24 protein-coding genes and 1 tRNA gene are annotated in these 25,084 nt (G+C 31.4%); 11 read left to right on the top strand and 14 right to left on the bottom strand.

Annotated features, from left to right (window positions below):
* Positions 1-214 precede the first annotated feature (214 nt).
* On the top strand, positions 215-601 hold the full coding sequence (locus OA85_RS04875) for a hypothetical protein (RefSeq protein ID WP_039108364.1): 387 nt from the start codon (positions 215-217) through the stop codon (positions 599-601).
* A 29-nt stretch (positions 602-630) separates the two neighbouring features.
* Here the strand turns inward: OA85_RS04875 and OA85_RS04870 are convergent, their stop codons facing one another.
* From OA85_RS04870 to OA85_RS04840, 7 genes are all read right to left on the bottom strand, one after another.
* Positions 631-1,581, bottom strand: a complete 951-nt coding sequence (locus tag OA85_RS04870) for an O-antigen ligase (protein ID WP_231557077.1) — start codon at positions 1,579-1,581, stop codon at positions 631-633.
* A 304-nt stretch (positions 1,582-1,885) separates the two neighbouring features.
* Complete coding sequence (locus OA85_RS04865; RefSeq protein WP_039108362.1) at positions 1,886-2,953, bottom strand: hypothetical protein; 1,068 nt, start codon at positions 2,951-2,953, stop codon at positions 1,886-1,888.
* A 76-nt stretch (positions 2,954-3,029) separates the two neighbouring features.
* Positions 3,030-4,349: an MATE family efflux transporter gene (locus OA85_RS04860; protein ID WP_231557076.1), complete on the bottom strand. Its 1,320-nt coding sequence runs from the start codon at positions 4,347-4,349 to the stop codon at positions 3,030-3,032.
* A 79-nt stretch (positions 4,350-4,428) separates the two neighbouring features.
* Positions 4,429-5,415, bottom strand: a complete 987-nt coding sequence (locus OA85_RS04855; protein ID WP_039108361.1) for a hypothetical protein — start codon at positions 5,413-5,415, stop codon at positions 4,429-4,431.
* Between the two features lie 9 nt (positions 5,416-5,424).
* Complete coding sequence (locus OA85_RS04850; RefSeq protein WP_039108360.1) at positions 5,425-7,104, bottom strand: hypothetical protein; 1,680 nt, start codon at positions 7,102-7,104, stop codon at positions 5,425-5,427.
* 34 nt (positions 7,105-7,138) lie between these two features.
* Positions 7,139-8,626 (bottom strand): GH3 auxin-responsive promoter family protein, encoded by a 1,488-nt coding sequence (locus OA85_RS04845; protein WP_039108359.1) that lies wholly within the window; start codon positions 8,624-8,626, stop codon positions 7,139-7,141.
* Between the two features lie 43 nt (positions 8,627-8,669).
* Positions 8,670-9,161 carry a hypothetical protein gene (locus OA85_RS04840; protein WP_039108358.1) on the bottom strand — a complete coding sequence of 164 codons (492 nt, stop codon included), beginning with the start codon at positions 9,159-9,161 and terminating at the stop codon, positions 8,670-8,672.
* Positions 9,162-9,374: 213 nt separating this feature from the next.
* Here OA85_RS04840 and tatA point away from each other — a divergent pair, with 213 nt between their 5' ends.
* On the top strand, positions 9,375-9,551 hold the full coding sequence (tatA, locus tag OA85_RS04835; protein WP_035668977.1) for a twin-arginine translocase TatA/TatE family subunit: 177 nt from the start codon (positions 9,375-9,377) through the stop codon (positions 9,549-9,551).
* 42 nt (positions 9,552-9,593) lie between these two features.
* Here tatA and OA85_RS04830 read toward each other — a convergent pair whose 3' ends face one another.
* Positions 9,594-11,717: a Tex family protein gene (locus OA85_RS04830; RefSeq protein ID WP_039108357.1), complete on the bottom strand. Its 2,124-nt coding sequence runs from the start codon at positions 11,715-11,717 to the stop codon at positions 9,594-9,596.
* Between the two features lie 121 nt (positions 11,718-11,838).
* On the opposite strand from OA85_RS04830, the gene OA85_RS04825 reads away from it, so the two are divergent.
* The gene (locus tag OA85_RS04825) at positions 11,839-12,117 is read left to right on the top strand and encodes a DUF1294 domain-containing protein (RefSeq protein WP_039108356.1); all 279 of its coding nucleotides are present in this window, start codon (positions 11,839-11,841) and stop codon (positions 12,115-12,117) included.
* An 8-nt stretch (positions 12,118-12,125) separates the two neighbouring features.
* Here OA85_RS04825 and rpiB read toward each other — a convergent pair whose 3' ends face one another.
* Both rpiB and OA85_RS04815 read right to left on the bottom strand, forming a co-directional pair.
* Complete coding sequence (rpiB, locus tag OA85_RS04820; protein ID WP_039108355.1) at positions 12,126-12,554, bottom strand: ribose 5-phosphate isomerase B; 429 nt, start codon at positions 12,552-12,554, stop codon at positions 12,126-12,128.
* A gap of 724 nt (positions 12,555-13,278) precedes the next feature.
* Positions 13,279-13,512 (bottom strand): hypothetical protein, encoded by a 234-nt coding sequence (locus tag OA85_RS04815; RefSeq protein ID WP_039108353.1) that lies wholly within the window; start codon positions 13,510-13,512, stop codon positions 13,279-13,281.
* Positions 13,513-13,631: 119 nt separating this feature from the next.
* Here OA85_RS04815 and rnr point away from each other — a divergent pair, with 119 nt between their 5' ends.
* From rnr to OA85_RS04800, 3 genes are read left to right on the top strand one after another with little or no spacing between them, the layout of a single operon-like run.
* Positions 13,632-15,824, top strand: a complete 2,193-nt coding sequence (gene rnr / locus OA85_RS04810; protein WP_039108351.1) for a ribonuclease R — start codon at positions 13,632-13,634, stop codon at positions 15,822-15,824.
* A 5-nt stretch (positions 15,825-15,829) separates the two neighbouring features.
* On the top strand, positions 15,830-16,495 hold the full coding sequence (locus OA85_RS04805) for a head GIN domain-containing protein (RefSeq protein ID WP_039108350.1): 666 nt from the start codon (positions 15,830-15,832) through the stop codon (positions 16,493-16,495).
* Between the two features lie 37 nt (positions 16,496-16,532).
* Positions 16,533-17,210: a LysE family translocator gene (locus tag OA85_RS04800; protein WP_039108349.1), complete on the top strand. Its 678-nt coding sequence runs from the start codon at positions 16,533-16,535 to the stop codon at positions 17,208-17,210.
* 432 nt (positions 17,211-17,642) lie between these two features.
* Here OA85_RS04800 and OA85_RS17350 read toward each other — a convergent pair.
* Positions 17,643-17,713 (bottom strand) — tRNA-Cys (locus tag OA85_RS17350).
* Positions 17,714-17,817: 104 nt separating this feature from the next.
* Entirely contained in the window at positions 17,818-18,177 is a 360-nt protein-coding gene (gene folB / locus OA85_RS04795; RefSeq protein ID WP_039108348.1) for a dihydroneopterin aldolase, read from the bottom strand.
* Positions 18,178-18,283: 106 nt separating this feature from the next.
* On the opposite strand from folB, the gene OA85_RS04790 reads away from it, so the two are divergent.
* From OA85_RS04790 to OA85_RS04775, 4 genes are all read left to right on the top strand, one after another.
* Positions 18,284-20,386 (top strand): glutamine--tRNA ligase/YqeY domain fusion protein, encoded by a 2,103-nt coding sequence (locus OA85_RS04790; protein ID WP_039108347.1) that lies wholly within the window; start codon positions 18,284-18,286, stop codon positions 20,384-20,386.
* A 305-nt stretch (positions 20,387-20,691) separates the two neighbouring features.
* Positions 20,692-21,024, top strand: coding sequence for a YtxH domain-containing protein (locus OA85_RS04785; RefSeq protein ID WP_039109380.1), 333 nt, complete (start codon positions 20,692-20,694; stop codon positions 21,022-21,024).
* Between the two features lie 39 nt (positions 21,025-21,063).
* Positions 21,064-21,414: a phage holin family protein gene (locus tag OA85_RS04780; RefSeq protein ID WP_039108346.1), complete on the top strand. Its 351-nt coding sequence runs from the start codon at positions 21,064-21,066 to the stop codon at positions 21,412-21,414.
* Positions 21,415-21,419: 5 nt separating this feature from the next.
* A complete protein-coding gene (locus OA85_RS04775) occupies positions 21,420-21,692 on the top strand; it encodes a DUF6327 family protein (protein WP_039108345.1) in 273 nt (90 codons plus the stop codon).
* A 30-nt stretch (positions 21,693-21,722) separates the two neighbouring features.
* Here the strand turns inward: OA85_RS04775 and OA85_RS04770 are convergent, their stop codons facing one another.
* Positions 21,723-22,712, bottom strand: coding sequence for an SPFH domain-containing protein (locus OA85_RS04770; protein WP_039108344.1), 990 nt, complete (start codon positions 22,710-22,712; stop codon positions 21,723-21,725).
* 78 nt (positions 22,713-22,790) lie between these two features.
* Between OA85_RS04770 and OA85_RS04765 the strand changes: the two genes are divergently transcribed.
* Positions 22,791-23,432, top strand: a complete 642-nt coding sequence (locus OA85_RS04765; RefSeq protein ID WP_039108343.1) for a hypothetical protein — start codon at positions 22,791-22,793, stop codon at positions 23,430-23,432.
* Positions 23,433-23,518: 86 nt separating this feature from the next.
* Here OA85_RS04765 and gltX read toward each other — a convergent pair whose 3' ends face one another.
* Positions 23,519-25,030 carry a glutamate--tRNA ligase gene (gltX, locus tag OA85_RS04760; protein WP_039108342.1) on the bottom strand — a complete coding sequence of 504 codons (1,512 nt, stop codon included), beginning with the start codon at positions 25,028-25,030 and terminating at the stop codon, positions 23,519-23,521.
* Between the last annotated feature and the right edge of the window lie 54 nt (positions 25,031-25,084).

Raw genomic sequence — 25,084 nt, 5'->3', positions numbered from 1 at the left:
GTAAATAATAATCGTTCTTTATTACTTGCGTAATTATTGTTAAAAACTCAAATGTATCACAAATTTAATAATTACAAAGTATTGATTTGAATTATCTCTTTAGGATCTATTTAAAAAAAATCCAACTATATATAACTTCTATTAAGTTTCTTTGATTAGAAAAAATAACGATATTTACTGAAATTTTAATTTCTATTATTTAAAATAAATTCAAATGAAAAAAACGTTTATGATTGCGACTCTAGTTGCTTTATTTTCATTGTCTTGTGGAAACAAGAAAGAGGAAACAAAACAACAAGATGCCATTCAAGAGGTTGCCCCTAAAGCGTCTAATGAAGTAAAAGTTGAGCTAACTGACTTTGATCGATACGAAGGAAAAATAGTTCACGCCTCAACAGGGCAATGGTATTTAATAAAAGAAGCTGCCCGTTGGAGAACAAATTCAATTCCTGCGACTGATGATTATCTTAAAACACTGCCTGCTGGTCCTGATTATGTAGTTGAAAATGTGCCAATAGAAACACTGAAACAGTTTCCTGAAGTTGGAGAAATATACCCACATTTAGAATTTAAAAAAGATGTAATTAAAACCGCTAAATAAGCGGTTTTTTTGTGTCTTACTAAAAAATATTATACAACAATCAGCTTATTTTTTTGTTGAAGCCAATAACTGGCAAATATAGAAATCCATAATCCGCTGAAAACAATTCCATCAAAACGAAGAAGGAAATCATCCGTAAGGTTTGAAGTGAAAAACAAAAAAAAGAAAGAAATTATAACTGTATTTTTTGTCTTAATTCCTAAATAAGCAATAAATCCAATATAAAATAAGGCTACAATTGGTCCCAATATTCCAAATTTTAATAAATAATCTAAAAATTGATTGTGTGTTGGAAACTCATATTTCGCCAAAAATATTTGATTCGTTTCTTTAAAATACTTCACTAATTCTATCTTCCCATCTGATGCTCCCACCCCAAAAGGAAGGTTTTTAAGAGACAATTCCCATGCCGATTTCCAAATGGATAATCGGGTTACAAACGAGCTATAAACGGCTATTTCCGGATGATCTATCTCATCTAATTTCCCTACTTTGTCCATATTCGAAAAAATCTGGGTCGAATACTTTTCTTTCATGTAAGGATTCTTTTGTATAAACAAAAATAAAACGGAACCAATCAAAACCAGTGTAATTATCGCCCTTTTGAAGATAATTTTAGAACTATAACTTTTGGAAATTTGGAAATAACCAACCGTGATAAAACCAAAAAATGTAGCTAATAATGCCATTCTGGTATTCACATATAAAACAAAAAAGAATGAAAGAATAAAAAGCGCTAAATCTCTAATTTTAGACCATTTACTATACTTTATTTTTGAAGTTTCAAACAAAAAATAAAGATTAGAAAAAGCGACAAAAGCCAAGTGCATATTGAGCGCCGGGGCATGAATGCCAATACTATCGGAAAACACATAACCCATTTCCCAAAGATGAATTCCATTGAGGTATTTAAAAAAATGCTCCGGATACAACACTATAAAACGCATAAAGAAGAATGCCATAATAAGTGTTGTACCCATGCAATAGGCTTTCAAAATTTTAATAAACTGAATCCGCTGGTAATTTCCAATTATAAACAGTGGAAAAAAGAGCAGTGAAAGACTCTTCTCCAATGATTTTAAACCGAGAGCGTAAGAATCATTATTTCCAAAAAACAGCATTTCCATCAAAAATGGGGATGCTATCAACAACATAATCGGTAGTTGGTTTTTTGAAATTTTTATTTTCTTTAAAAACAATAAATTGAAAATCACAAAAACGATCAAAAAAACAGTACAAAGTTTTCTGAAAATTAATGTAATAGCAATTAAAAATAAAAAAAAATTAAATACTTTGTCGAATGTCTTTTCTGAAATCTTCATAATACAATGCAAAATATATTAAAGGAAAAAGGCCTATTTTATGTCGGATAGAAGTGCCTAAATCGGGCTCAAAAATACCTTGAACGATAAAATAAGCAAATAAAATTAATAAGGTCCACAACTCAAATTGATATTGCTTTCTATTTTTTAAACATCTGGAAAAGCGGACAAATAAAATATAAAAAATCAATAATTGCCAGATTACAAAAGCGAGTACTTGAGGAGATAAAATGTGCTTTATTGCCTCAACTACAGGTACATTTACAGCCATAAAACCATAGACAATACCAAATGCCTCACCGTACCACGTGTCTTGCGAAATAGGCGATACTATTGCCGTATTTATACTGTTTTTATTTGCATTAGTGACATAATTTTCCCTTGTTTGTTTCGAAATGTACTCTCCTCTTAAAACGCCATGACTCAGTGATAAAAAAATGGCAATCAGCAATCCATAAAAAATAGTGGAAAATGTTTTATTCTCAAATTTAATAAACGATACTAAATACATCCCAACCGCGAATATTGGCATCAATAGATAATACGGCCTGAAAAACGAAAAACAAGCGATTAAAACCAGTGAAAAAACAATTTTAAATCTTGGTTTTCTCTTGGATTGAAATATAAAAGGAATGGTGCAAAACAATAAAAAAGTGATAAATTCCTTAGTGGGCATAGACATGTATATACCCGAAAGTAGTAGCCCAATATAGACCAAAATATTTTTTACATTTAGCTTATGGAAGTTAGAAGGCACCCCTATTTTATATAATATGTAAGTGACTATAGGAAATTGAATCAGGGCAATAAGAAAAAAAGGAAGATGCCGCAAGCCTGTAAGTTTATAAAACATAATCACAAACGGGTAACTGCCAAACCAGCCTATTTCGTGACCTTTATCAAATACGATTATTACAGTATCATTAAAATATCTTTCCGGTAAAATATAAGGCGTCAAAAAGGCTACTATTAAATTACAAAAAAACAACCCTATAAATACTGCCTTATTTTTTTTTACTAGTTTTTGCATCTTTGCTGTTTATAGAAAAACCTTACTTTATTTGTGAATAATTATATTAAAAATTGGTATTAATTGTCCCCTTATTTTAATGAAATACAACTAATAACTTATCTTTTTTATAAATAATTATTGCTGTAACTATATTCCAAAAAAGTAAACTCGAAACAAAAGCTATTGCTGCTCCAGTAATGGAATATATTGGGATTAATATAATATTTAGAATTAAGTTGACCAGTACTGCAAAAATTAAGACAATTTGAAAAATACTTTGTCTTCCCGTCATATTCAAATATATCGCTGATACTCCAAAAAATGAAGCTAACAATTGACCCGTCATCAATATCAAAAGCGCTTGTTTCCCTTGTATGTAATTTTCACCAAAGAAATATAAAATATTTTCGGAAAACAAACAAACAAATAAAACCACCGGTAATGTAAATAAGAAGATTATTCTGGCACTGTGTTTCAATGCTCTTAATAGTTCTGCACGATTCTTGTCCGTATAAAGTTGAGCAATTTTTAAAGAAACAGAAATATACACCGAGTTATTAATCATGAACAAAACAGAAACCAACTTCATTGCGACAGCATAATAGGCAACGGTTTCATCACCTTTAAATTTTTTCAAAAATACCACGTCAAATGTCATCATCAAGAAAATAGCTAAATTGCTTATAGCCATGGGATATGATTTATGAGCAATAAAGGAATAGGTAAAAGGATTAGTATCATTTGGTAGTATTGAATCGTTTTTTTGCTTTTTGAAAAGGCGAAAAATAATAATCGTAGTTATAATTGCAAGTACAACAAATCCTATCAAAAAAGTATCTACCAAATAGGTTTCCTGATGATAATAAAACAAGACGACCGCACCAATAATAACGGAAACATACTTAAATGTATTTCTAAATAATTCGGCAATATAAATTTTGTCCAGTGCCCGAATAGTTTCTGTATTAAATAAAGTTATCGAATAGAAAAACAATGTAATAATTGCCTTAGCCATCAGCAAATAAGTGCTTTTATCATTAAAGAAAATAGCAATACTATTTTGACCAATGATAAAAAATACAATCAATACCAGCAAACACAATATAAAAATAAGCGTTACAATTTTTTTATAAATAGCCTTTAATTTTTCCGTTTCATTTGTGCTTTTTAAAATGCCTGTAAAATATAATATGGATTGATCCGTACCCAGAACGCAAATACTGCTTAGGACTAATAAAATCATTCTTATAAAGTCAAATTGACCAATGATTCTTGGGTCGTAATTGTGCGTTAAAAACAATGAAAATCCAAAAAGGGTAACTACCCCTATGATTCTTAAAAACATCGTTTTTAAACTCTGTAAAACAAATGGATTTTTTTTTATTTTATTGAAATCCACATTGATTTTTTTCAAAATTTTAGGAAATTGTATTGGTTGAATTAATTAAATTTCTGTTCGATTCTGTTTCGTTTTAAAACAAGGTTAAAAGTAATTATATCAATTTTGATTTTCTCATTTGGCTTTTATAATAAGCCATAAATAAATGTATTAAAATAAATAAAAACAGAAACAAAACAGGCAAAACCAATTTTAACTTTCCATTGACCGAGTTAGTGTTTTCAATATTTAATGTTGAACTGTTATCCTTTATAATTTTATTTAATCCAACTAATTCTACTCTATGATTTCCTTGTTCATTAATCAAAGCCTCTTTAGTTTTAATAACATCATTTAGTTGCGTATTTTCATTATAATAAACCAGTTTATCACTTTTTTGAGCTCCATTTACCATGTTAGAAAATCCATTTAAAACACTATTTATTTGTGAAATAATAGTGTCATTTTGAATCATCTTTATTTGGACATTATTTACCGTTTCTTTTTGGATTTTTTTATAGTAATCCGTTTCGTTTAGATAGTTTAAAATAGGCTGAACCGTTTCAATATCGTTTGTTGTCTTTTTAGTTTTGAAAGTAATGGTATGTAAAGGATAATTTTTACTGGTCAAATTATCTTCCAGGATTTTTTTTATATCCCCGCCTTCCGCCATCAACTTGATTAATTCAAAGTTTTCGGTTTTATTTTCAATAAACTTGTAAACATCCGTTATGGGTTTGATCTCAATTTTTAGTATTTCTATCGGTTTTTTTATCCCTACAATTTCTTTAAGAAAAACAGTATCCCTTTCTTTTATTTTAGATTCAAGCAAATTAATTTTAGAATATAAATAGTCCGTGCTCCCAAAATTTGGGGTAACTATAATTTGATGATCATAGGTTTTTTGTGTTTCGTCTAAAAACATTCCCAAACCGACTCCAACTAGTATCAAAATTGAAATCACAATCACTCTTTTTACAAAAAACTGAATGCATTTGAATATCAAAGTATTAATTCCTTCAAAAAAACTTTTTATCTTTTTAGAAATTTGTGTTAAATCAATCTCCTGATCCTCTTGGTTATTGGATTCGTTTTTATTCATGCTGTTCTTTTATTTTACGTTGAAAATTTGTTCCAATATTTTAATGGTAATCAAATACGTTGGTTTTACACCCGTTGTTCCCAGTCCGCCAGAAGCTAATGTGCTTCCTGTTTCCAACGGATTATCCGACGCGTAATACGCATATCTTACTTTGATATCCAAAGGAACGCTTTTTCTGATTTTGGATGCCGATTGAATGGCTTTTTGATAATAAGAACCTTCCATTTCCAATCCAATTACACCCCAGGTTGATTCATGAAAGAACTTTAATAAATCCCTGTTTTGCAATGATGTTCCCAATACAGTAACCATTGGTCCTGCAAAAACCGCAATATCATTGCCTTCAAACATCTCAGCCGACAATTCATTATGGAAAAAATAATTGTCTGCCGTTCCCTCATTGATGTGCGCATTCGGAATCATAATATCTCCTTTTCCGCCTTCCAAGATTCCCGCTTTCCCCATTATGGAAACTGATTCCACATTCAATAAGGTCTCTTTTTTATACGGTTTCAATAATTCATCAATCGTTTCATACGCTTGCTCGCCAAAAGCATAATCCATCACGATTATAACCGGTTTTTTATCTCCTGTATTTGCTTTTGGAAATGATGTTTTAGCCCAATCTATCTTGGCTGTATCAAAAATTTGCACATCAATATTGGTTCCTGAAGTATCCGGCAACGAAATCATTCCGTATTTTAAGGCTGATTCTTCCACTAAATTCCGAACTTCATTGGCACCAGACTTACTCAATTCTTCATAAATAAAGAAATCTGATTTGTCTTTAAACTTTGTTTTTAAAACTGGCGTTGCAAAAATAGAGTTCATTACACTGTGCATATTGGCACTAATCACATGAATTGGACGGTCCAGAAGCTGATTCTCTTTCAAAACTTCCTTGATGTTCGTAGCCCAAATTTCACCATGAATATGATGTCCCAATCGTTCTCTCAAAATTGGGCTGAATGTTATGGTTCTTTTATTATTGTCAACCACTTCCTCAATCGCTAATTTACCCAACCAAAAAATTACATGTAAGAAACGATCTGGCGAAGTTACAGATCCAAATGCATCATATATCTCTAAAACTTCCTCAAATGTTCTTCCCAGAATATTTGAAGCATGCGAAATTGCTTTCTCTTTTTCTACAAGAGTCAGTTTTTTGTTTTGTGAAACTGCTTGTTCCAGTTTGAACCAATCCCGCGAAACTTCGCCTGCATCATCTAGTAAAACCCTGTTTCTTATTTTATGGGATTCGATAAAAATGAACGTCAAATGCGTCAAAATATCATAAATATCCGAACGTCCACGCGTAATCTCCACATTCATTTGTTCTTCGTCAATTCGATAACAATTACGGCGTCTTTTTGGTGGAACAATCGCTTGAAAGTGGGATTTAGAATACCCTTCATCCGAAGTTAAATTGATGAATCTACATTCTTCAATTCCTACCGGCAAACGCTCAATAACGTATAAAAGCCCATTCAATTCTACTTTTTCTTCACCAATATTACCGTAAATTTCTGGTCGCAAAGCCAATAAAGCTTCCCTCAAAGTATCTCCTGAAACGCCCATTGGTTTATAAAATCCTCTATTGAACAAATGACGCATCGTAATGTACATTTTTTCAATGGCTGCTGATGATTCCTGTGCTCTGGAGCGTGATATATGTTTCGTATCTTTCATTTATTCTATTTTCTAAAACTCAAATGTAACCCTTTTATTTTTTGTTTAATAAATCCACAATGGCTCTGTCATTAGAAAGTCTGGGGATTTTATTTTGTCCGCCCAGCTTGCCTATTGATTTCATATACTCCTGAAAACCATTTTTAGTGACTTTTGTGATCACAACTTTTCGCAATACGTGTCCCACAATCAAATCGTCGTAATATACGTTTTGCTTTCTCATGGCATTGTCTATCGCTTCCGCAAAAGTTACGCTGTCTTCCGGTTCGTTCTCAAATTCAATGAACCATTCGTGATACGGTAATCCTACCATTGGGTTGATTTGTGGTGCAACGGTAAATTCATTTATTCGAATATTCGTTCCGATTATCGCTTCCTGCAACGCACTTTCCACTTCTTTTCCAATGACATGTTCTCCAAAAGCGGAAATATAATGCTTGATTCTCCCCGAAACGATAACGCGATACGGTTTTAATGACGTAAACTGAACGGTATCACCAATATTATAACCCCAAAGTCCTGCATTGGTAGAGATAATCAACACATAATTTACATCTAATGCTACTTCTCCAATAGTATACCGTCTTGGTTTCTCCGTGTAAAATTCGTCACTTTTTATAAATTCATAGAAAATCCCCGAATTCAAAAGCAGTAGCATGCCTCGCTCTTTTTGAGAATCTTGGTACGCAAAAAACCCTTCCGAAGCTGGAAATAATTCGATGCTATCTACTTTTCGACCAATTAAATTTTCAAATTTAGCGCGATACGGCTCATAATTTACCCCGCCGTAAATAAATAAATTGAAGTTTTTGAAGATTTCTCCTACTGGCTTCCCTCCTTTTTGCTGCAATTTTTCAAAATACATTTGCACCCAGGATGGAATTCCTGAAATCACAGTCATGTTTTCGTTGAATGTCTCTTCGACAATCGCATTTACTTTGGTTTCCCAATCTTCAATACAATTAGTTTCCCAAGAAGGCATTCGGTTTTTTTGCAGATATTTTGGAACAAAATGAGCTACAATTCCTGATAATCTGCCCAGCTTAATCCCGTACTTTTCTTCAAGAATTGGGCTTCCTTGCAGGAAAATCATTTTTCCGTCAATAAAATCCGCTTTTCCGGTTTCGTGAATATAATGCAGAATCGCATTTCGAGCCGCTTCAATATGAAAAGGCATCGATGCCGCCGTTAATGGAATATATTTAGCTCCAGAAGTTGTTCCCGATGTTTTGGCAAAATACAACGGTTTCCCTTTCCAAAGAATATTTTCAGCACCTTTTACCACCTTATCAACATAGGGTTTCAACGCTTCATAATCCCGAACTGGAACCTGATTCGCAAAATCGGCACTTGATTTTATAGTATCAAAATGATGGTCCAATCCAAATTGAGTTTCCTTGGCTTCTTTGATTAATTCTAGTAAAACTTTATTTTGGGTCGCAACAGGATTATTGGCCCAAGCCTGAGTTTTTTTATAAATTTTAAGTGCAAATAGTTTCGCAGCAACTGATTTTATTGACATTTTTTGGGTTTATTCTTTATTAAAGATAAAAGATATGTGAATTTTACTTTGATTTTTTAGAAATCGTTTCTTTTTCTTCTTTCGCAACTTGTTCTCTTAATTCCATTTCTTTTTTTGAAGCAGCTAAATTCACCGGCGATGGAACTTCTTCGGTAGCCGCTAGGATGGAATCTTTGTTGAATTTTGCATACTCTAATTCACCTGTTAATACTTTTTGAATGGATTTAATATAAGCTTCATTTTTCTTTAAAGCAAAAGACAAAGAATCTGCTTTTAAAGCCAATTGGGTAGCATCTTTTTTAAGTTTTGAAGAGGAATATCCCGGAATGAATTCTCGCAAAGGTGTAAAGGCAATGATAAAAGTGGTCACCGTTATAATAATAATGGTACTCAAAGTGACAAATACAAAAACATTCATCAAAGTAAGTTTTAAAGAAAATGTTTCTTCAAAAGTATCTTCGTTTAAAATTATTAAACGTCTTTTATTGAACAGATTTTCCTTTAGTTTTTTTCTTTTTTGTCTTTTTCCGGACATACAATTTGATTATTGAACAAATATAATCAATTTATAGTATGGATAGTATTCCGTTCCATTTACCCCTTTTTAAAGATGGTAAATTTGTTTTAATAAATTTTTAACGTTATTGAAACCAAATAATTGCCTTAAAAAGAGTTTCTGTTAAGTTATTCTAATTATCTTTGTGGTTAGATTTATCACAAATTTGCTTCGGCAATAAATTATTCAATCATGGGAAGATTAGGTGTTACAGAAATCCTTGTTATATTGGCCGTTGTTTTATTACTTTTTGGAGGTAAAAAAATCCCGGAATTAATGAAAGGTTTAGGAAGCGGAATTAAAGAATTCAAAAACGCAGCCAAAGATGACAGTCAGCCAGCTGATAAAAAAGAAGAAGAAACAAAATAAAAAAAAGGCTTTTCATAATTTGAAAAGCCTTTTTTTTATGGTTTAAATAATCATGGTCAACTGTATTCTCTTTCTGTCTTCATCTACTTCGGTTACTTTTACCTGAACGTGTTGGTGTAATTTTACCACTTCATTCACATCACTCACAAAACCTGCTTTGAGTTGCGAGATGTGAACCAATCCACTTTCTTTTACTCCAATATCCACAAAACACCCAAAATTGGTAATGTTATTCACAATTCCAGGCAAAATCATTCCAGATTTTACATCTTTTATGGTTTTTACATTGGGGTCAAATTCAAATACTTTGGCTGATTTTCTAGGATCTAATCCAGGTTTTTCCAATTCTTTGATAATATCTTTTAAACCTAGTAACCCTATTTCCGGCGTAATATAATTTTCTGGTTTTATTAAAGCCGTTTTTTCTTTGTTGGCAATCAAATCATTTACCGTCAATTTCAAATCTTTAGCCATTTTTTCCACAATTCCGTAGGCTTCGGGATGCACTGCTGAATTATCTAATGGATTCTTGGCATTCGAAATTCGAATAAAAGCAACTCCTTGCTGATACGCTTTTTCACCTAATCGCGGCACTTTTTTGAGTTGTTTTCTATCTTGAAAAGGACCATTTTCCGAGCGATATTGTACAATATTTTCAGCTAGCTTCTCTCCTATTCCACTCACATAACTCAACAAATGTTTACTCGCCGTGTTGATATTTATCCCAACGGAATTCACGCAACGAATCACTGTATTATCTAATTCTTCTTTTAACTTGTTTTGATCCACATCATGTTGGTATTGGCCTACGCCAATGGCTTTCGGGTCAATTTTCACTAATTCAGCCAATGGATCACTCAATCGTCTCCCGATAGAAACCGAACCACGAACCGTAACATCATAATCTGGGAACTCCTCTCTGGCAATTTTTGATGCGGAATAAACGGATGCTCCAGCTTCGGAAACGATAAAAACTTGAACCGGTTTATCAAACGCTATTTTCTTGATAAAGAATTCCGTTTCTCTCGAAGCCGTTCCGTTTCCTATGGAAATTGCATCAATTTTATAGGAATTCACCATCGAACGGATTTTTTTCATAGCCATCGCTTCCTCTTTTTGAGGCGCGTGCGGATAAATGGTTTCATTGTACAACAAATCGCCTTTTTCATCCAGACAAACTATTTTACAACCACTTCTAAATCCTGGATCAATCGCCAAAATTCGTTTTTCACCCAAAGGCGGCGCTAATAATAACTGTCCAAGATTATTCGCAAAAACCTGAATAGAATTAGCATCAGCCTTAGCTTTTGCCTCTTGCAAAGCTTCATTTGAAATTGCCGGATTCAACAATCGTTTGTAACTGTCTTCGATGGCTAATTGTACGTGAGGTGTGGTGCTATTTTGGCTTTTTAGGATTAATGCATCAATAATATCATACGCTTCATCAATATCAACTTCTACTTTAAACTTGATAAAACCTTCATTTTCGGCACGAAGCATCGCTAATAATCGATGTGATGGCGCTTTAGTTAACGGTTCTGACCATTCAAAATATTGATTGAATTTTTGTGCCGCTTCTTCGTCTTTTTTTGTTTTCACAACTTTGGTGGTAATGATTGCTTTACGTTCGTACAATCTTCGGAGTTGTTTTCGAACATAAATATTTTCATTAATCCATTCGGCAATAATATCTCTGGCGCCTTGTAAAGCGGCATCTTCATTAATCACATTTTCATTCAAATATTTGGAAGAAATAAAATCAACAGCATCATTATTTTGTGCCATGATAATTTTTGCCAAAGGCTCTAATCCATTTTCACGAGCGACATCAGCTTTGGTTTTTTTCTTCTTTTTAAAAGGCAGATAAAAATCTTCTAGTTCCTGTAAATCAAAACTTTGTTGGATTTTTTTCTCTAATTCCGGCGAAAGTGAATTTTGTTCGGCAATGGATTTTAAAATTGCTTCTTTGCGTTTTACAATCACTTCGTATTCTTTTTGAAGCTTTGCAATTTGTTCTATTTGTACTTCATCCAGATTTCCTGTTGTATCTTTTCGATACCGGGAAATAAACGGAATGGAACAATCTTCCTGTAATAATTGAACGGTTTTTTGAATATTAACCGCTGCTGTTACAACAGTTTTATTTATAAATTGTATATTAGTCATTATGTAATTAGATAATTTTAAATGTGTTAATCCAAAAATTGTTTAATCAGAAAAAAATGAAATCTGCTAATTAATTTTTTTAGCTAAAATAATAGCTTTAAACTTGAAATTTATATCATTTATGACTTTATTATATACTTTTTTAATCTTGAATATTTTAGCTTTTATAATTACCGCTTATGATAAACGATTAGCTATTACTCATAAAAAAAGGATTTCCGAAGAAACCCTTTTATCATTTGCTGCTGTTGGCGGCACAATTGGTTCGGCGTTAGCCATGTACATTTTTAGACATAAAACTGCTAAGAAATACTATCTTTTTAAATTCTACAGAATTGTATTTATTCAAATTATAATTGCTGTTGGATTATTTTATTTTTATGAAAAGATATTCATATAAAATAATTACTAACAGCTAATTTTATCTACTCTTGTTTGGTGTCTTCCACCTTCAAAATCCGTATTTAAGAAAGCATCTACCATTTCTACAGCTTGCGGAATTGAAGTATAACGAGCTGGAATACTAATTATATTAGCATCATTGTGTTGACGGGCTAAAACTGCAATTTCTTTTATCCAACATAAAGCGGCACGTACTTTTGCATGTTTATTAACCGACATTGAAATTCCATTTCCGCTTCCGCAAATAACGATTCCAAAATCAGCTTTTCCTTCAGAAACATCAATAGCAACTGGATGTCCAAAATCAGGATAATCTACGCTATCTGCTGAATCCGTTCCGTAATTAGTTATTTCATGCCCTTTTGCTTTAAGCATTTCAACAATTGCTTTTTTGTATTCTGGACCAGCGTGATCGTTTCCTATTGATATTTTCATTTTTACTATATTAAGTTGTGTGGTGCAAATTTAAATAAAGAAATTTAGTTTTGTCGAATTTAAATCTCGCTTTCTTTAATTGAGTATTTCAATCCAAATTAGTCCTTAAAAATTAAAGTAAATTATAGATGCTGTAACTATCAGATTACTATTTGATTAAGGCTTATTAATAATTTTAATAAATCTATAAATAACTGTGAATCAATGTATATTTTATATTTAAAATGTTAATTTTTTACATTGTTAATAGCAAAACGCAATAGCTTGATATTCAGTTAACTTTAAATTAACGCAACCTGTTCATAACTTTGGATAGAATATTAGAAGTTTTTTTTGGTTCTAACTTAAAAAGAAGTAATCCAAAACCCACATTAGAAATCCAAATATTGTTTGGTGAATTTTTAGAATAGTTATCATTATAAAAAAACAGTTTATTAACAAAAACTCAAAAAGTAGTTATTTACAAAATCAATTCGATTTGAATTATTAACCATTGTTAATTAAAATTTAAAAACACTTTAAAACTAATCCTTTACCTTAAAATAACATTGTTGATAAGTCGGTATAACAACTTTAAACTTCATTTCAATACCTTTTAAAATAAATTTATTGCGGCTATTAACATGCTATAATAACAACCAAGAAAGAATTTAAATTTAATTTTTCTTTTTGTTTATTTAAATATATGTTGACAACTTTGAAAAAATAAAAAATTAAAATTGAATTAAACGATGGTTAGATTGTTGTTCAAATGATCTAAAATTTCCTGAACCTTTTCAAAATCGTTAACGTGTACTTTTAATTTAATTCCGCCTAATGCATTTGAGTAGAATGGAACAACAGCTAATGTTGTTTCATTTTCAAAAAAATAAGGAATTTCTTCTTGATCTAAAATGTGCTTCAGAACAACAATTTCATGTGAATAATTAAAAATAGCAATAGTTTGAAAATCTTCCATTTTAATTGTTTTTATAAAGGTACAACTATTCTGTAAAGTTATATTTTCTTTAAAACTGCTAACCGTTTATTGATAACGATTAACTATTTCGTAATTTTATGCGCAATAAGAAAAGATGTATGAGTAAAAGATTAAGAAAGCCGATCAAAAAAGAGAAAGATTTCTCAGATAAAATAGTAAAAATATTGTCGCAAAGTGCTAATAAAGCATTCAATTATAAACAAATAGGAGCAAAGCTGGAACTCGATGATACCCAAAGCAGAAATCAAATTATAAAAGATTTGAAGATTCTGGCTTCTCAAAATAAAATTATAGAATCAGAACCTGGTAAATATTTAATAAAAGCAATAAGCAAAGACTATTACGAAGGTAAGATTGATATGACTGGTCGTAAAACTGCTTATTTTGTTTGTCCAGATTTAGAAGAAGATGTCTTCATTCCCACCAATAATTTAAATCACGCTTTAGATAAAGATATTGTAAAAGTTTATGTTTACAATCGAAGAAAAGGGAAAAGACCTGAAGGTGAAGTAATTGAAGTGATTGAAAGAAATAAAACGGACTTTGTGGGTGTTATTGATATCCAGAAAAACTTCTCTTTTGTTTCTACTGCCAATCCAAAAATGTACACTGATATTTTTATTCCAAAAGATAAAATAGGAGAGGCCGAGCAAGGAGATGTAGTTTTAGTTCATATCGAAGATTGGCCAGATAGAGCCGATAGTCCTTTTGGAAAAGTAATTAAAGTTTTAGGTAAACCAGGAGAACATGATACGGAAATTCACGCTATTCTTGCTGAATACGGTTTACCATCAGAATTTCCTATTGAGGTGGAAACCTATGCCCAGAAAATAGATACGTCGATAGAAGCAAGTGAAATTGCTAAACGTCGTGATATGCGCGATACGTTGACTTTTACGATTGATCCAAAAGATGCCAAAGATTTTGATGATGCTTTATCATTTAAAAAATTAGAGAATGGCAATTACGAAATTGGTATTCACATTGCCGATGTTTCGTATTATCTTGAAGAAGGAACAATTCTGGATGATGAAGCGTATCAAAGAGCAACTTCTGTTTATTTAGTGGATAGAGTAGTGCCAATGTTACCCGAAGTATTATCAAATTTTGCCTGTTCATTGCGTCCAAATGAAGAAAAATATACGTTTTCAGCTATTTTTGAAATCACTGAAAAATCTCAGGTAGTCAATCAATGGTTTGGTAGAACTGTAATTTATTCTGATCAACGATTTTCTTACGAGGAAGCACAATATATCATAGAAACCAAGGATGACGTTATTCCCGAAGAAATTTCAATAACTGGAAGTTCATATCAAGTTTCGGAAGAAATTGTCTCAGCGACTTTAAAACTGGATGAATTAGCTAAAATTTTCAGAAAAAGAAGAATGGCTGATGGAGCAATTTCTTTTGATAAAGTTGAAGTGAAATTCAATTTAGATGAAGCTGGTGAACCTCAAGGAGTTTATTTTAAAGTTTCCAAAGATGCCAATCATCTGATTGAAGAATTCATGCTTTTAGCTAATAAAAAAGTAGCAGAATTCATTGGTAAACAAAAGAAAACCTTCATTTACAGGATTCATGATGAGCCAAATGAAGATAAATTAATTGCTATGCAAACGGTAATTGCAAAGTTTGGTTACAAAATTGATTTCCGTAATAAAGGTGATATTTCTAAATCATTGAATGCTTTGATGGAAGAAGTAAATGGTAAAAAAGAACAGAATTTAATTGATACTCTTGCGATTAGAAGTATGAGTAAAGCTAAATATTCTACGGATAACATAGGACATTACGGTTTAGCTTTTGATTATTATTCGCATTTTACATCACCAATTCGTCGTTATCCCGATGTAATGGTACATCGATTATTACAGCATTATCTTGATGGTGGAAAATCAGTTGATGAAGAAACATATGAAACGAAATGTGTTCATTCTTCTACAATGGAAGGGTTGGCAACTAATGCAGAACGGGATTCTATCAAATATATGCAGGTAAAATACATGCAAGATCATCAGGATCAAGAATTTTTAGGAGTAATTTCTGGTGTGACTGAATGGGGAATTTATGTAGAAATTATAGAGAATAAATGTGAAGGAATGTGTAGAATCAGAGATATAAAAGATGATTATTACACTTTTGATGAAAAACAATATGCACTAACTGGCGCAACTTCGGGTAAATTATTACAATTAGGAGATGAAATTTACGTTAAAGTAAAAAATGCCGATTTAGTTAAAAAACAACTGGATTTTAATTTTTTAAGAAGAATTGAAGAACCAATAAAATAAAAAAAATGAAAAAATTAGTGATTATTGCCTTTGTATTTTTAAGTCAACTAACAAATGCACAGGTAACCAGAAACTTAGGAGATTTTGATGCAGTTAAAGTATTTGATAAAATCAATGTTAAATTAATCTCAGGCTCAGAAAATAAAATTATTATAACAGGAAATAGAGCTGAAGAAGTTGAAATAGTTAATAAAAATGGAGAATTAAAGATAAGAATGCCTTTTCCAAAATTATTATCAGGTGATGATATAACGATTAAATTATATTTTAAAAGAATTGAAAGTATCAGTGCAAGCGAGGGAAGTTATGTTTCAAGTGAAAATACTTTTAAACAAACCAGTATTGATTTAAATTCAAAAGCCGGATCAGAAATAAACATTGATTTAGACGTAGAAAAAGTAAATGTTAAGGCAAATTCAGGAGGAATAATTGATATTTCAGGAAAAGCATTAAATCAAGATGTTGTCATTACGTCTGGTGGAATTCTAAAAGCAAGTGATTTAAATACTTCACAAACATCAATAAGCGTCGCTGCAGGAGGAAAAGCAGAAATCTATGCTACTACATTGGTTGATGCAAAAGTAAAAGCTGGTGGTTCTATTTATATTCATGGAAAACCAAAACAAATTAATAAAGAAACATTGTTAGGTGGTACTATCATAGAAAAATAATAGTTTTGCATTCTATTCTGATAAATTTTAATTTTTAATGATAAACGATATTTTATCCGGTATTCCTTGGGGAATTTTTTTGAGTTTTATGGTTGGTCCTGTGTTTTTTATATTACTTGAAACGAGTATTATAAAGGGATTTAGAGCTGCTTTAGTTTTTGATTTAGGGGTTGTTTTAGGTGATATTGTATTCATCGGAATAGCGTATTTAGGCAGTTATAGATTAATTCAAAGTTTAAAAGATAAACCTGCCCTTTTTATTTTTGGTGGAATATTGATGTTAGTTTATGGTATAATTTCTTTTGTAAGATTAAAAAAAGAAGAAAAAGTAAATACAGAAGCAATAGATAAAGAGATTATAAAAAAGAATTATTTAAGTCTTTTTATAAAAGGATTTTTTCTGAATATCATTAATATTGGTGTTTTAGGATTTTGGTTAGCCATTATTATTTCAATAGGACCAAAACTTGAAATGCAAACATCCAGAATGGTAACTTTTTTTATCACAGTAATACTATCCTATTTATTTATTGACTGTATTAAAATAATATTAGCGAAACAGTTAAAAACTAAAATGACCCCAACAAATATCCTTAAAATTAAAAAAGGAATTAGTGTTGTTTTGATGATTTTCGGAATAGTTTTAATCACTCAAGGATGGTTTCCAAAAGAAAAAGAAATGGTTAAAAAAGCATTTGAAAAGATTGATAAATAAGTAAATACATTTTTATTTCAAAATACATAAAAGTCTAAATCTGAATATTTCTGTCGGATTTAGACTTTTTTTATTCTAAAAAATTGAATAATTACAGCATTTCTTATGTGAACTTATATTTCTTATATGTTGAAAATTACAAACCATTTAAGGAATATAAGTTTATTTAAGTTTTAAAAGAATAGTATTAAATTTTATATTTTTCTTAAAAATTAGCCATATAAAAACCTCCAAATTACTTTGAAGGATTAGATTTTTAGTATGGATTCGAACTATAACTTTAATTAATTTTCCTTAAAAATTAGCCATAAAAAAACTTTCAAATTGCTTTGAAGATTTTAGAGGCATCGTTCGGATTCGAACTATAACTTTAATTAATTTTTCTTAAAAATTAGGCATAAAAAAACCTCCAAATTGCTTTGAAGGTTTTAGAGGCATCGTCCGGATTCGAACCGGAGTAGGAGCTTTTGCAGAGCCCAGCCTAGCCGCTCGGCCACGACGCCGTAGTTGAACGGATGGCAAAAGTAACTAAAAACTTTAAAGTTTAAAAGTTTAAAGTTTAAAAATTTCAAAAAATATTTATTAAACCCTTTGAAATATTTTTAATTTAACTTCTATATTCTTCCATTTCTATTGTAACCGCTTCAACGTCACCACCAATAGGAGGATTTAATTTTGAAACACCCAGAATAACTCTTGAAATAGCTGGAACTTCTTTCATAATTCTGGCAATGATACGTTGTGCAACATGTTCTAATAAGTTGGCTCTGATAGCCATTTCTTCCACCACAATTTGGTTTAACAACACATAATCAACCGTGTCAATCAAGTTATCTGTAATAGATGATTTCCTCAAATCTGTTTTTACTTTTAAATCAACTGAATAATCAGAACCAATTTTTCCTTCTTCAATCAAACAACCATGATAGGAGAAGGTTCTGATATTTTTTAATTTTATAAATCCCATTTTTTAATTTTTTGTTCAAAGTTTTTTTAGGTTTAAAGCTATCTCTGTAACTTTAAACAGTAAACTTTAAACCATTTATTTATCTTTGCTAAAATTAAACAAAAAAATGTCAACCGAAGAAAAATCACTCCATTTTATAGAACAAATCATTGAAGACAGTTTATCCAATGGTTTTCCACAAGATAAATTACGTTTTCGTTTTCCGCCGGAACCTAATGGGTATTTACACATAGGTCATGCCAAATCTATTTGCTTAAATTTTGGTTTAGGATTAAAGTACAATGCGCCAGTTAATTTGCGTTTTGATGATACCAATCCAGCCAAAGAAGAGCAGGAATATGTAGATGCAATCAAAGAAGATTTGAAATGGTTGGGTTTTAATTGGACCGAAGAATTATACTCTTCTGATTATTTTCAGCAGTTATACGAATGGGCGGTTGCCATGATTAAAAACGGTAAAGCGTATATAGACAGTCAATCTTCTGAAGACATGGCAATTCAAAAAGGAACGCCAACACAACCCGGAGTTGATGGACCTTATAGAAACCGTTCTATTGAAGAAAATCTTACTTTATTCGAAGGAATGAAAAATGGTGATTTCCCGGAAGGAAGTCATGTTTTACGTGCCAAAATTGATATGACTTCAAAAAACATGTTGATGCGCGATCCATTGATGTACCGTATTTTACTTCGTCATCATCACAGAACAGGAAATGATTGGAATATTTATCCAATGTATGATTATGCACACGGAGAAAGTGATTATTTAGAGCAAATTTCGCATTCTATTTGTACACTTGAATTTGTGATGCACCGCGAATTATACGATTGGTTTTTAGACCAAATTTATGATCCAAATACAGTAAGACCACATCAATATGAATTTGCTCGTTTGAACTTGAATTACACCGTAATGAGCAAGCGAAAACTATTGCAATTGGTTCAGGAAAATATAGTAAATGGTTGGGATGATCCTAGAATGCCAACTATTTCAGGATTAAGAAGAAGAGGATATACAGCTGCTTCAATTCGTAAGTTTTGTGATATAATTGGTGTTGCCAAAAGAGAAAATATAATTGATTTTTCACTTTTGGAATTTTGCTTGCGTGAAGATTTAAACAAAACGGCTCCAAGAGTTATGGCGGTTTTAGATCCGATAAAATTGGTGATTACAAATTATCCCGAAGATAAAGAAGAATGGTTAGAAGCCGAAAATAATCAGGAAGATGAAAGTGCAGGATTTAGAAAAGTTCCTTTTTCAAGAGAATTATACATTGAAAGAGAAGACTTTTTAGAAGAAGCTCCAGCTAAATTTTTCCGATTGAGTTTAGGTAGAGAAGTGCGTCTTAAAAATGCCTATATCATTAAAGGAGAAAGCGTTGTAAAAGATGCTGCAGGAGCTATTACTGAAATTCACGTGACTTATGATGAAGACAGTCGCAGCGGAAGTGGGAGTGAAGCGAGTCAAAGAAAAGTGGCCGGAACCTTGCATTGGGTTTCCATAGAACATGCTTTAGAAGCTGAAGTTCGTTTGTACGATCGTTTGTTTATTGATGAAGCACCAGACAGTCATAAGGAGAAAAATTTCTTAGAATTTATGAATCCTAATTCGTTACAAATTGTAAAAGGATTTGTAGAACCAAGTTTAGCAACGGTAAAATCAGATGAGAAATTTCAGTTTCAACGTTTGGGTTATTTCAATGTTGATAAAGATACAACCGAAGGTAAAATTGTCTTTAATAAAACCGTTGGATTAAAAGATGCTTGGGAAGAGAAAGGCAAGAAAGAAGAAAATTTATTGATGAATACCCAAAAAGAAATCAATAAATATGTGAAAGAAAAGGACGAGAATAATGCTGTTTTGATTTTAAATTCTGTCATTGAAAACATAAAAAGTATTGATAATTACAGTTTAATTATTCAGACGATTGTCAAAAATATTAAGAATGACAATAACTCCTTATTGTTTTCTAATTTGATTTTGCATTATTCAGATAAAGTACAAGTCAAAGATATCGAAGAAGAATCTTTGACAAAATTATATACGATGTCGTTAAAAAGTCAAATGGCTGCGGTTAGAATTTTGGCTATTCAAAATTTACAAAATGATTTGAATAATTTCAGTCTTTTTGAAACGCAACTTTCAGAATTAAAGAAGAACGAAAAAACAGAAAAAGTTTTGGAATTATTAAATGAACTGAAATTTTAGGACTAAATTTATAATATAGATTTTAATGATTAAAAGCGTCTTTTATAAGGCGCTTTTTTATTATAGTAAATTGATATAGAAATTTAATTTTCCATAAGATTTATTAATTAAAAATGGCTTGAATAAATTGGATTTAAAGCCTTTTTTTAAGTTTTACGAGTTCTAATATACTTGTTGAATATTTGTTTTAATAGCGCGTTTTATTTCGATTTTTAGCCTTGTTTAAAATAAATTAACTGCTTATTAACAACGATATGTTAATAAAATCCGTAATTTTAATAATTAACAATCAAAAATGGAATATCATGTCGAATAACGCAGGAAATACATTATTGGCTTTATTAACTGGTGCAGCAATTGGAGCTGGAATAGGAATTTTGTTTGCGCCAGATAAAGGTACAAAAACAAGAGAAAAATTTAAAGATGGTTATGATGATGCCATAAAAGATTTAAAACATAAATTTGAAAATGCATCGGAAGAGTTGAAAAGTAAATTTGTTCACAATAAAAAAAGAGAGCTTCAAGATACCTATGAAGAATTGATTTCTAATGTGAGCCATAAAACGGAAGATGTGATTTCTTTTTTAGAATCAAAGTTGGCAGATTTAAAAGAACAAAATGCTAAACTTCAAAAATGATATTGGTTATTTTCTAATTGATATTAAAAACAAATAAATATGGCTTTTGAAGAATTAAAAGAAAATACAGAAGATATTCAAGAACAAATCCAGGCCTATTTAAAAAGCAATAAGGCTTATTATAAATTATGGGGTTTCAAAGTAGCAATGAAGTCTACTACCATGATTCTTAAGTTCTCATTGATTTTTTTATGTTTCGGTATGGTTTTATTATTTTGTTCTGTAGCGGCCGCTATGGCAATAGGGAATTCTTTAAATAGCTATCCGCTTGGTTTTCTAATCATAGGGGGAGTATATCTTGTTGCAACAGGTCTTTTGTTTTTAGTTAAAGACAAAATAGTTGAAGGTCCAATATTAGAGAAATTTTCAGAAATATTTTTTAACGACTAAAAATTATGGAAACTAAAAAATACTCTTCTTATGCTCAAATAGAAAGGGAACTGGAAATCTTAAAGATTGAAAAGGAAATCAGTTATCAAAAATTGATTTATGGTGTTAAAAAAACTAAAGAGAGCTTTACGCCACAAAATATTGTAAGTGACTTAATAGGAACTTATAGTTCCGCTATTCCTTACGGAACTATCGTATCAACGGCGATTCCTTTTATTCTAAATAAAGCGGTTCCGTTTGTAAAAAGTTGGTTATCAAAAAGAAAAAGAGGCAATTAAGCCTCTTTTTTTATTTAAAAAATCCAAATATTATATTTCTATTTCAGGATTTTCTGGAGGTTGTGGCGCTTGATGACCTGTTTGATGTTCCTCTGTTTTTGGTTTCACCTTTTTATTGTTTTTCTTCATCAGTTCCCCCATTTGGTTTGAGGCTGTAAAAGAGGCCACCATATTATTCAACATATCGCTTCCGGCTTGAGGAGAATTAGGCAATAAAATCAAATTAGAGTTTGCGTCTGCGCCAATGGCTTGTAGCGTATCGTAATGTTGCGTAACCACAATTAAAGCCGAAGCTTCTTGCGAATTGATTCCCACACGATTTAAAACCTCTACACTTTCTACAAGTCCACGAGCGATTTCACGTCTTTGATCAGCAATTCCTTGTCCTTGTAAACGTTTGCTTTCAGCTTCTGCCTTGGCTTTGGCCACAATTCTTATCCTTGTACTTTCTCCTTCAAATTCAGCTGCAGTTTTCTCTCTGTCAGCAGCATTAATTCTATTCATGGCATTTTTCACTTGAATATCCGGATCAATATCGGTTACCAGAGTATTGATGATATCATACCCATAAGTAGTCATAGCTTCGTTCAATTCCCGTTTTACGGCTATTGCAATATCATCTTTTCTTTCGAAAACATCATCTAATTTCAGTTTTGGAACTTCGGCACGAACCACATCAAAAACATACGCCGTAATCTGATCGTGTGGATATTCCAGTTTATAAAAGGCATCGTAGACTTTTTCTTGAATCACTTTGAATTGAACAGAAACTTTCATTTTTACAAACACATTGTCTTTGGTTTTGGTTTCAATGATAACGTCTAACTGTTGAATTTTTAGATTGACACGTCCTGCAATTCGATCAATCAATGGAATTTTTAGTTGCAACCCAGAATTTCGAACACTTAAGAATTTTCCAAAGCGTTCAATAATAATCGAGGATTGTTGTTTTACGGTGAAGAAGGAGGAAAGAAAAATAAATAATGCAAATACAAGAAAAATAATCAACGGAATGTCCATAGTATGAATAATTTAGTTTAAAAAATTACTGTTAAATTACAAAAAAACTTTAGGTTTGTCTTTGTTTAATTTAATTTTATGAAAAGGATATATCTTACTTCGGTTTTTATTTTAATTACCATAACTGCTTTTGCCCAATATGGATACAGGGATTCTAACAGAATCGGAATCAGTTTAGGTATCAATCAATTTACGTTGAACACTACTAATTTCAAGACTAAACCAGGAACAGGTTGGAATGCCGGACTTTCTATGCGAGGAAATTTCTATGATAATTGGGACATGGTTTACGCAATGCAGTTTAGTGAAAATAATTTTTCAGTAGCCACAAAAACGCTTTTTTTAGCAAATGAAGACGTGAATTATAAATTGCCTTCTGCTCAAATATCGTTACAGTTGAGTTATAAATTTATCGAAAATCATTTGAGTGTTGAGTTTGGTCCTTTGGTTCAAGTAAACGGAAAATTGAAAGTGGATAACCAAAACGAAAATAACATCATTTCAGGAACTACTTTATTGGCAAAAGACATTGAGGATATTTCTAAATTTAATTTCTATCCTACGGTAGGAATAACAGCCGGAGTTCGTCATTTCCGACTTAATGTTTCCTATCAATATGGAATAAACAATATGCTGGGAAATTTGAATACTAAAAATTTAGGAGTGAATTTTAAAGGAAATCCAGGAATTATCAATGGAGATTTGATTCTTTATTTATAAAAGAAAAGCTTCTAATCCGGAATCTGGATTAGAAGCTTTTTATCATTAAGCCCTATCAGAGTTTTAAATTCTGATAGGATTTTTATTTATAAAGTAGCTATTGCTTTTTGAAGTCTATTAATCGTTTCGTCTTTTCCAATTACTTCAACGATATCAAATAGGTGAGGACCTTTCAGTGCTCCAACCAAACTCAAACGAAACGGTTGCATTACTTTACCCATTCCAATTTCGTTTTTCGTCATCCAATCTTTTACAATGGTTTCAATATTCAGGGAAGTAAAATCGGTTATTTCTTCTATAACAGAAATTAATTCTTCCATCAATGTTGGCGTTTCTTCCTTCCAATTTTTCCTTGCTTTTTCATCATAGGTTGTTGGTACCATAAAAAAGAAATCACTTAATTCCCAAAATTCAGAAACAAAATGCGCGCGTTCTTTTATTAAAGAAACAATCTTTGTCAGTTCTACTAAAGAATAATATCGGTTAACATCCTTAGATTCTACAATAGGAGCGAAGGATTTTGCTAAATTAATATTTTCTTGTTTGACCAAATATTGATGATTGAACCATTTGTTTTTTTCAGGATCAAATTTAGCTCCAGCTTTGTGAACTCTGTTTAAATCAAATGATGCAACCAATTCTTCCAGCGTGAATAATTCTTTTTCAGTTCCATCATTCCAACCTAATAAAGCTAAAAAGTTAACAACTGCTTCCGGGAAAAATCCTTTTTCTCTGTACCCTGACGAAACACCTTCTTCGGTTTTCCAATCCAATGGAAATACTGGAAATCCCATTTTGTCACCATCACGTTTGGATAATTTTCCGTTTCCAATAGGTTTCATAATCAATGGCAAATGTGCAAATTCCGGTGCTTCCCAACCAAAGGCTCTGTATAATAAAACGTGTAAAGGCATCGATGGCAACCATTCTTCACCACGAATTACATGAGAAGTCTCCATTAAATGATCATCTACAATATTAGCCAAATGATAGGTTGGCATACCATCGCTTTTAAACAATACTTTATCATCTAAAAGACTTGTTTCAAACTTTACGTCACCACGAATGATGTCATGTAAATATAAAGTTTCATTAACCGGAGTTTTAAAACGGATCACATAAGCAGCACCATCAGCAATTCTTTTGGCAGTTTCTGATGCAGAAATAACCAAAGAAGTGTCTAGTTTTTCTCTGTTATGGTGATTGTATATAAATGTTTTTCCTTGTTCTTCTTCTAATTTTCTTGCTGCGTCCAACGCTTCTGCGGTATCAAAAGCATAGTAGGCATTACCGGAATTGATTAATTCATCAGCATATTGTTGGTATAAATCTTTTCTTTCGCTTTGACGGTATGGTCCAAATTTTTCGTTTTTTTCAATGGTTTCATCTGGTGCTATTCCTAACCATTCCAGTGCTTCCATGATATATTCTTCGGCTCCGGGAACATAACGATTTTGGTCAGTGTCTTCAATTCGTAAGAAGAAAACACCATTGTTTTTTTTGGCAAATAAATAATTAAATAATGCGGTACGTACTCCGCCAATATGTAAAGGTCCAGTTGGACTTGGTGCAAAACGCACACGAACTTGTTTAGACATTGCTGTAAATTTTTTGCAAAGATACAAATTCGATTTCTCAATTGGATTATTTGA

The organism is Flavobacterium sp. AED (assembly GCF_000812945.1).
Classification (GTDB): Bacteria; Bacteroidota; Bacteroidia; order Flavobacteriales; family Flavobacteriaceae; genus Flavobacterium.
Note: the sequence above shows the minus strand (reverse complement) of the source record. Positions and strands in the feature narration are given on the sequence as shown.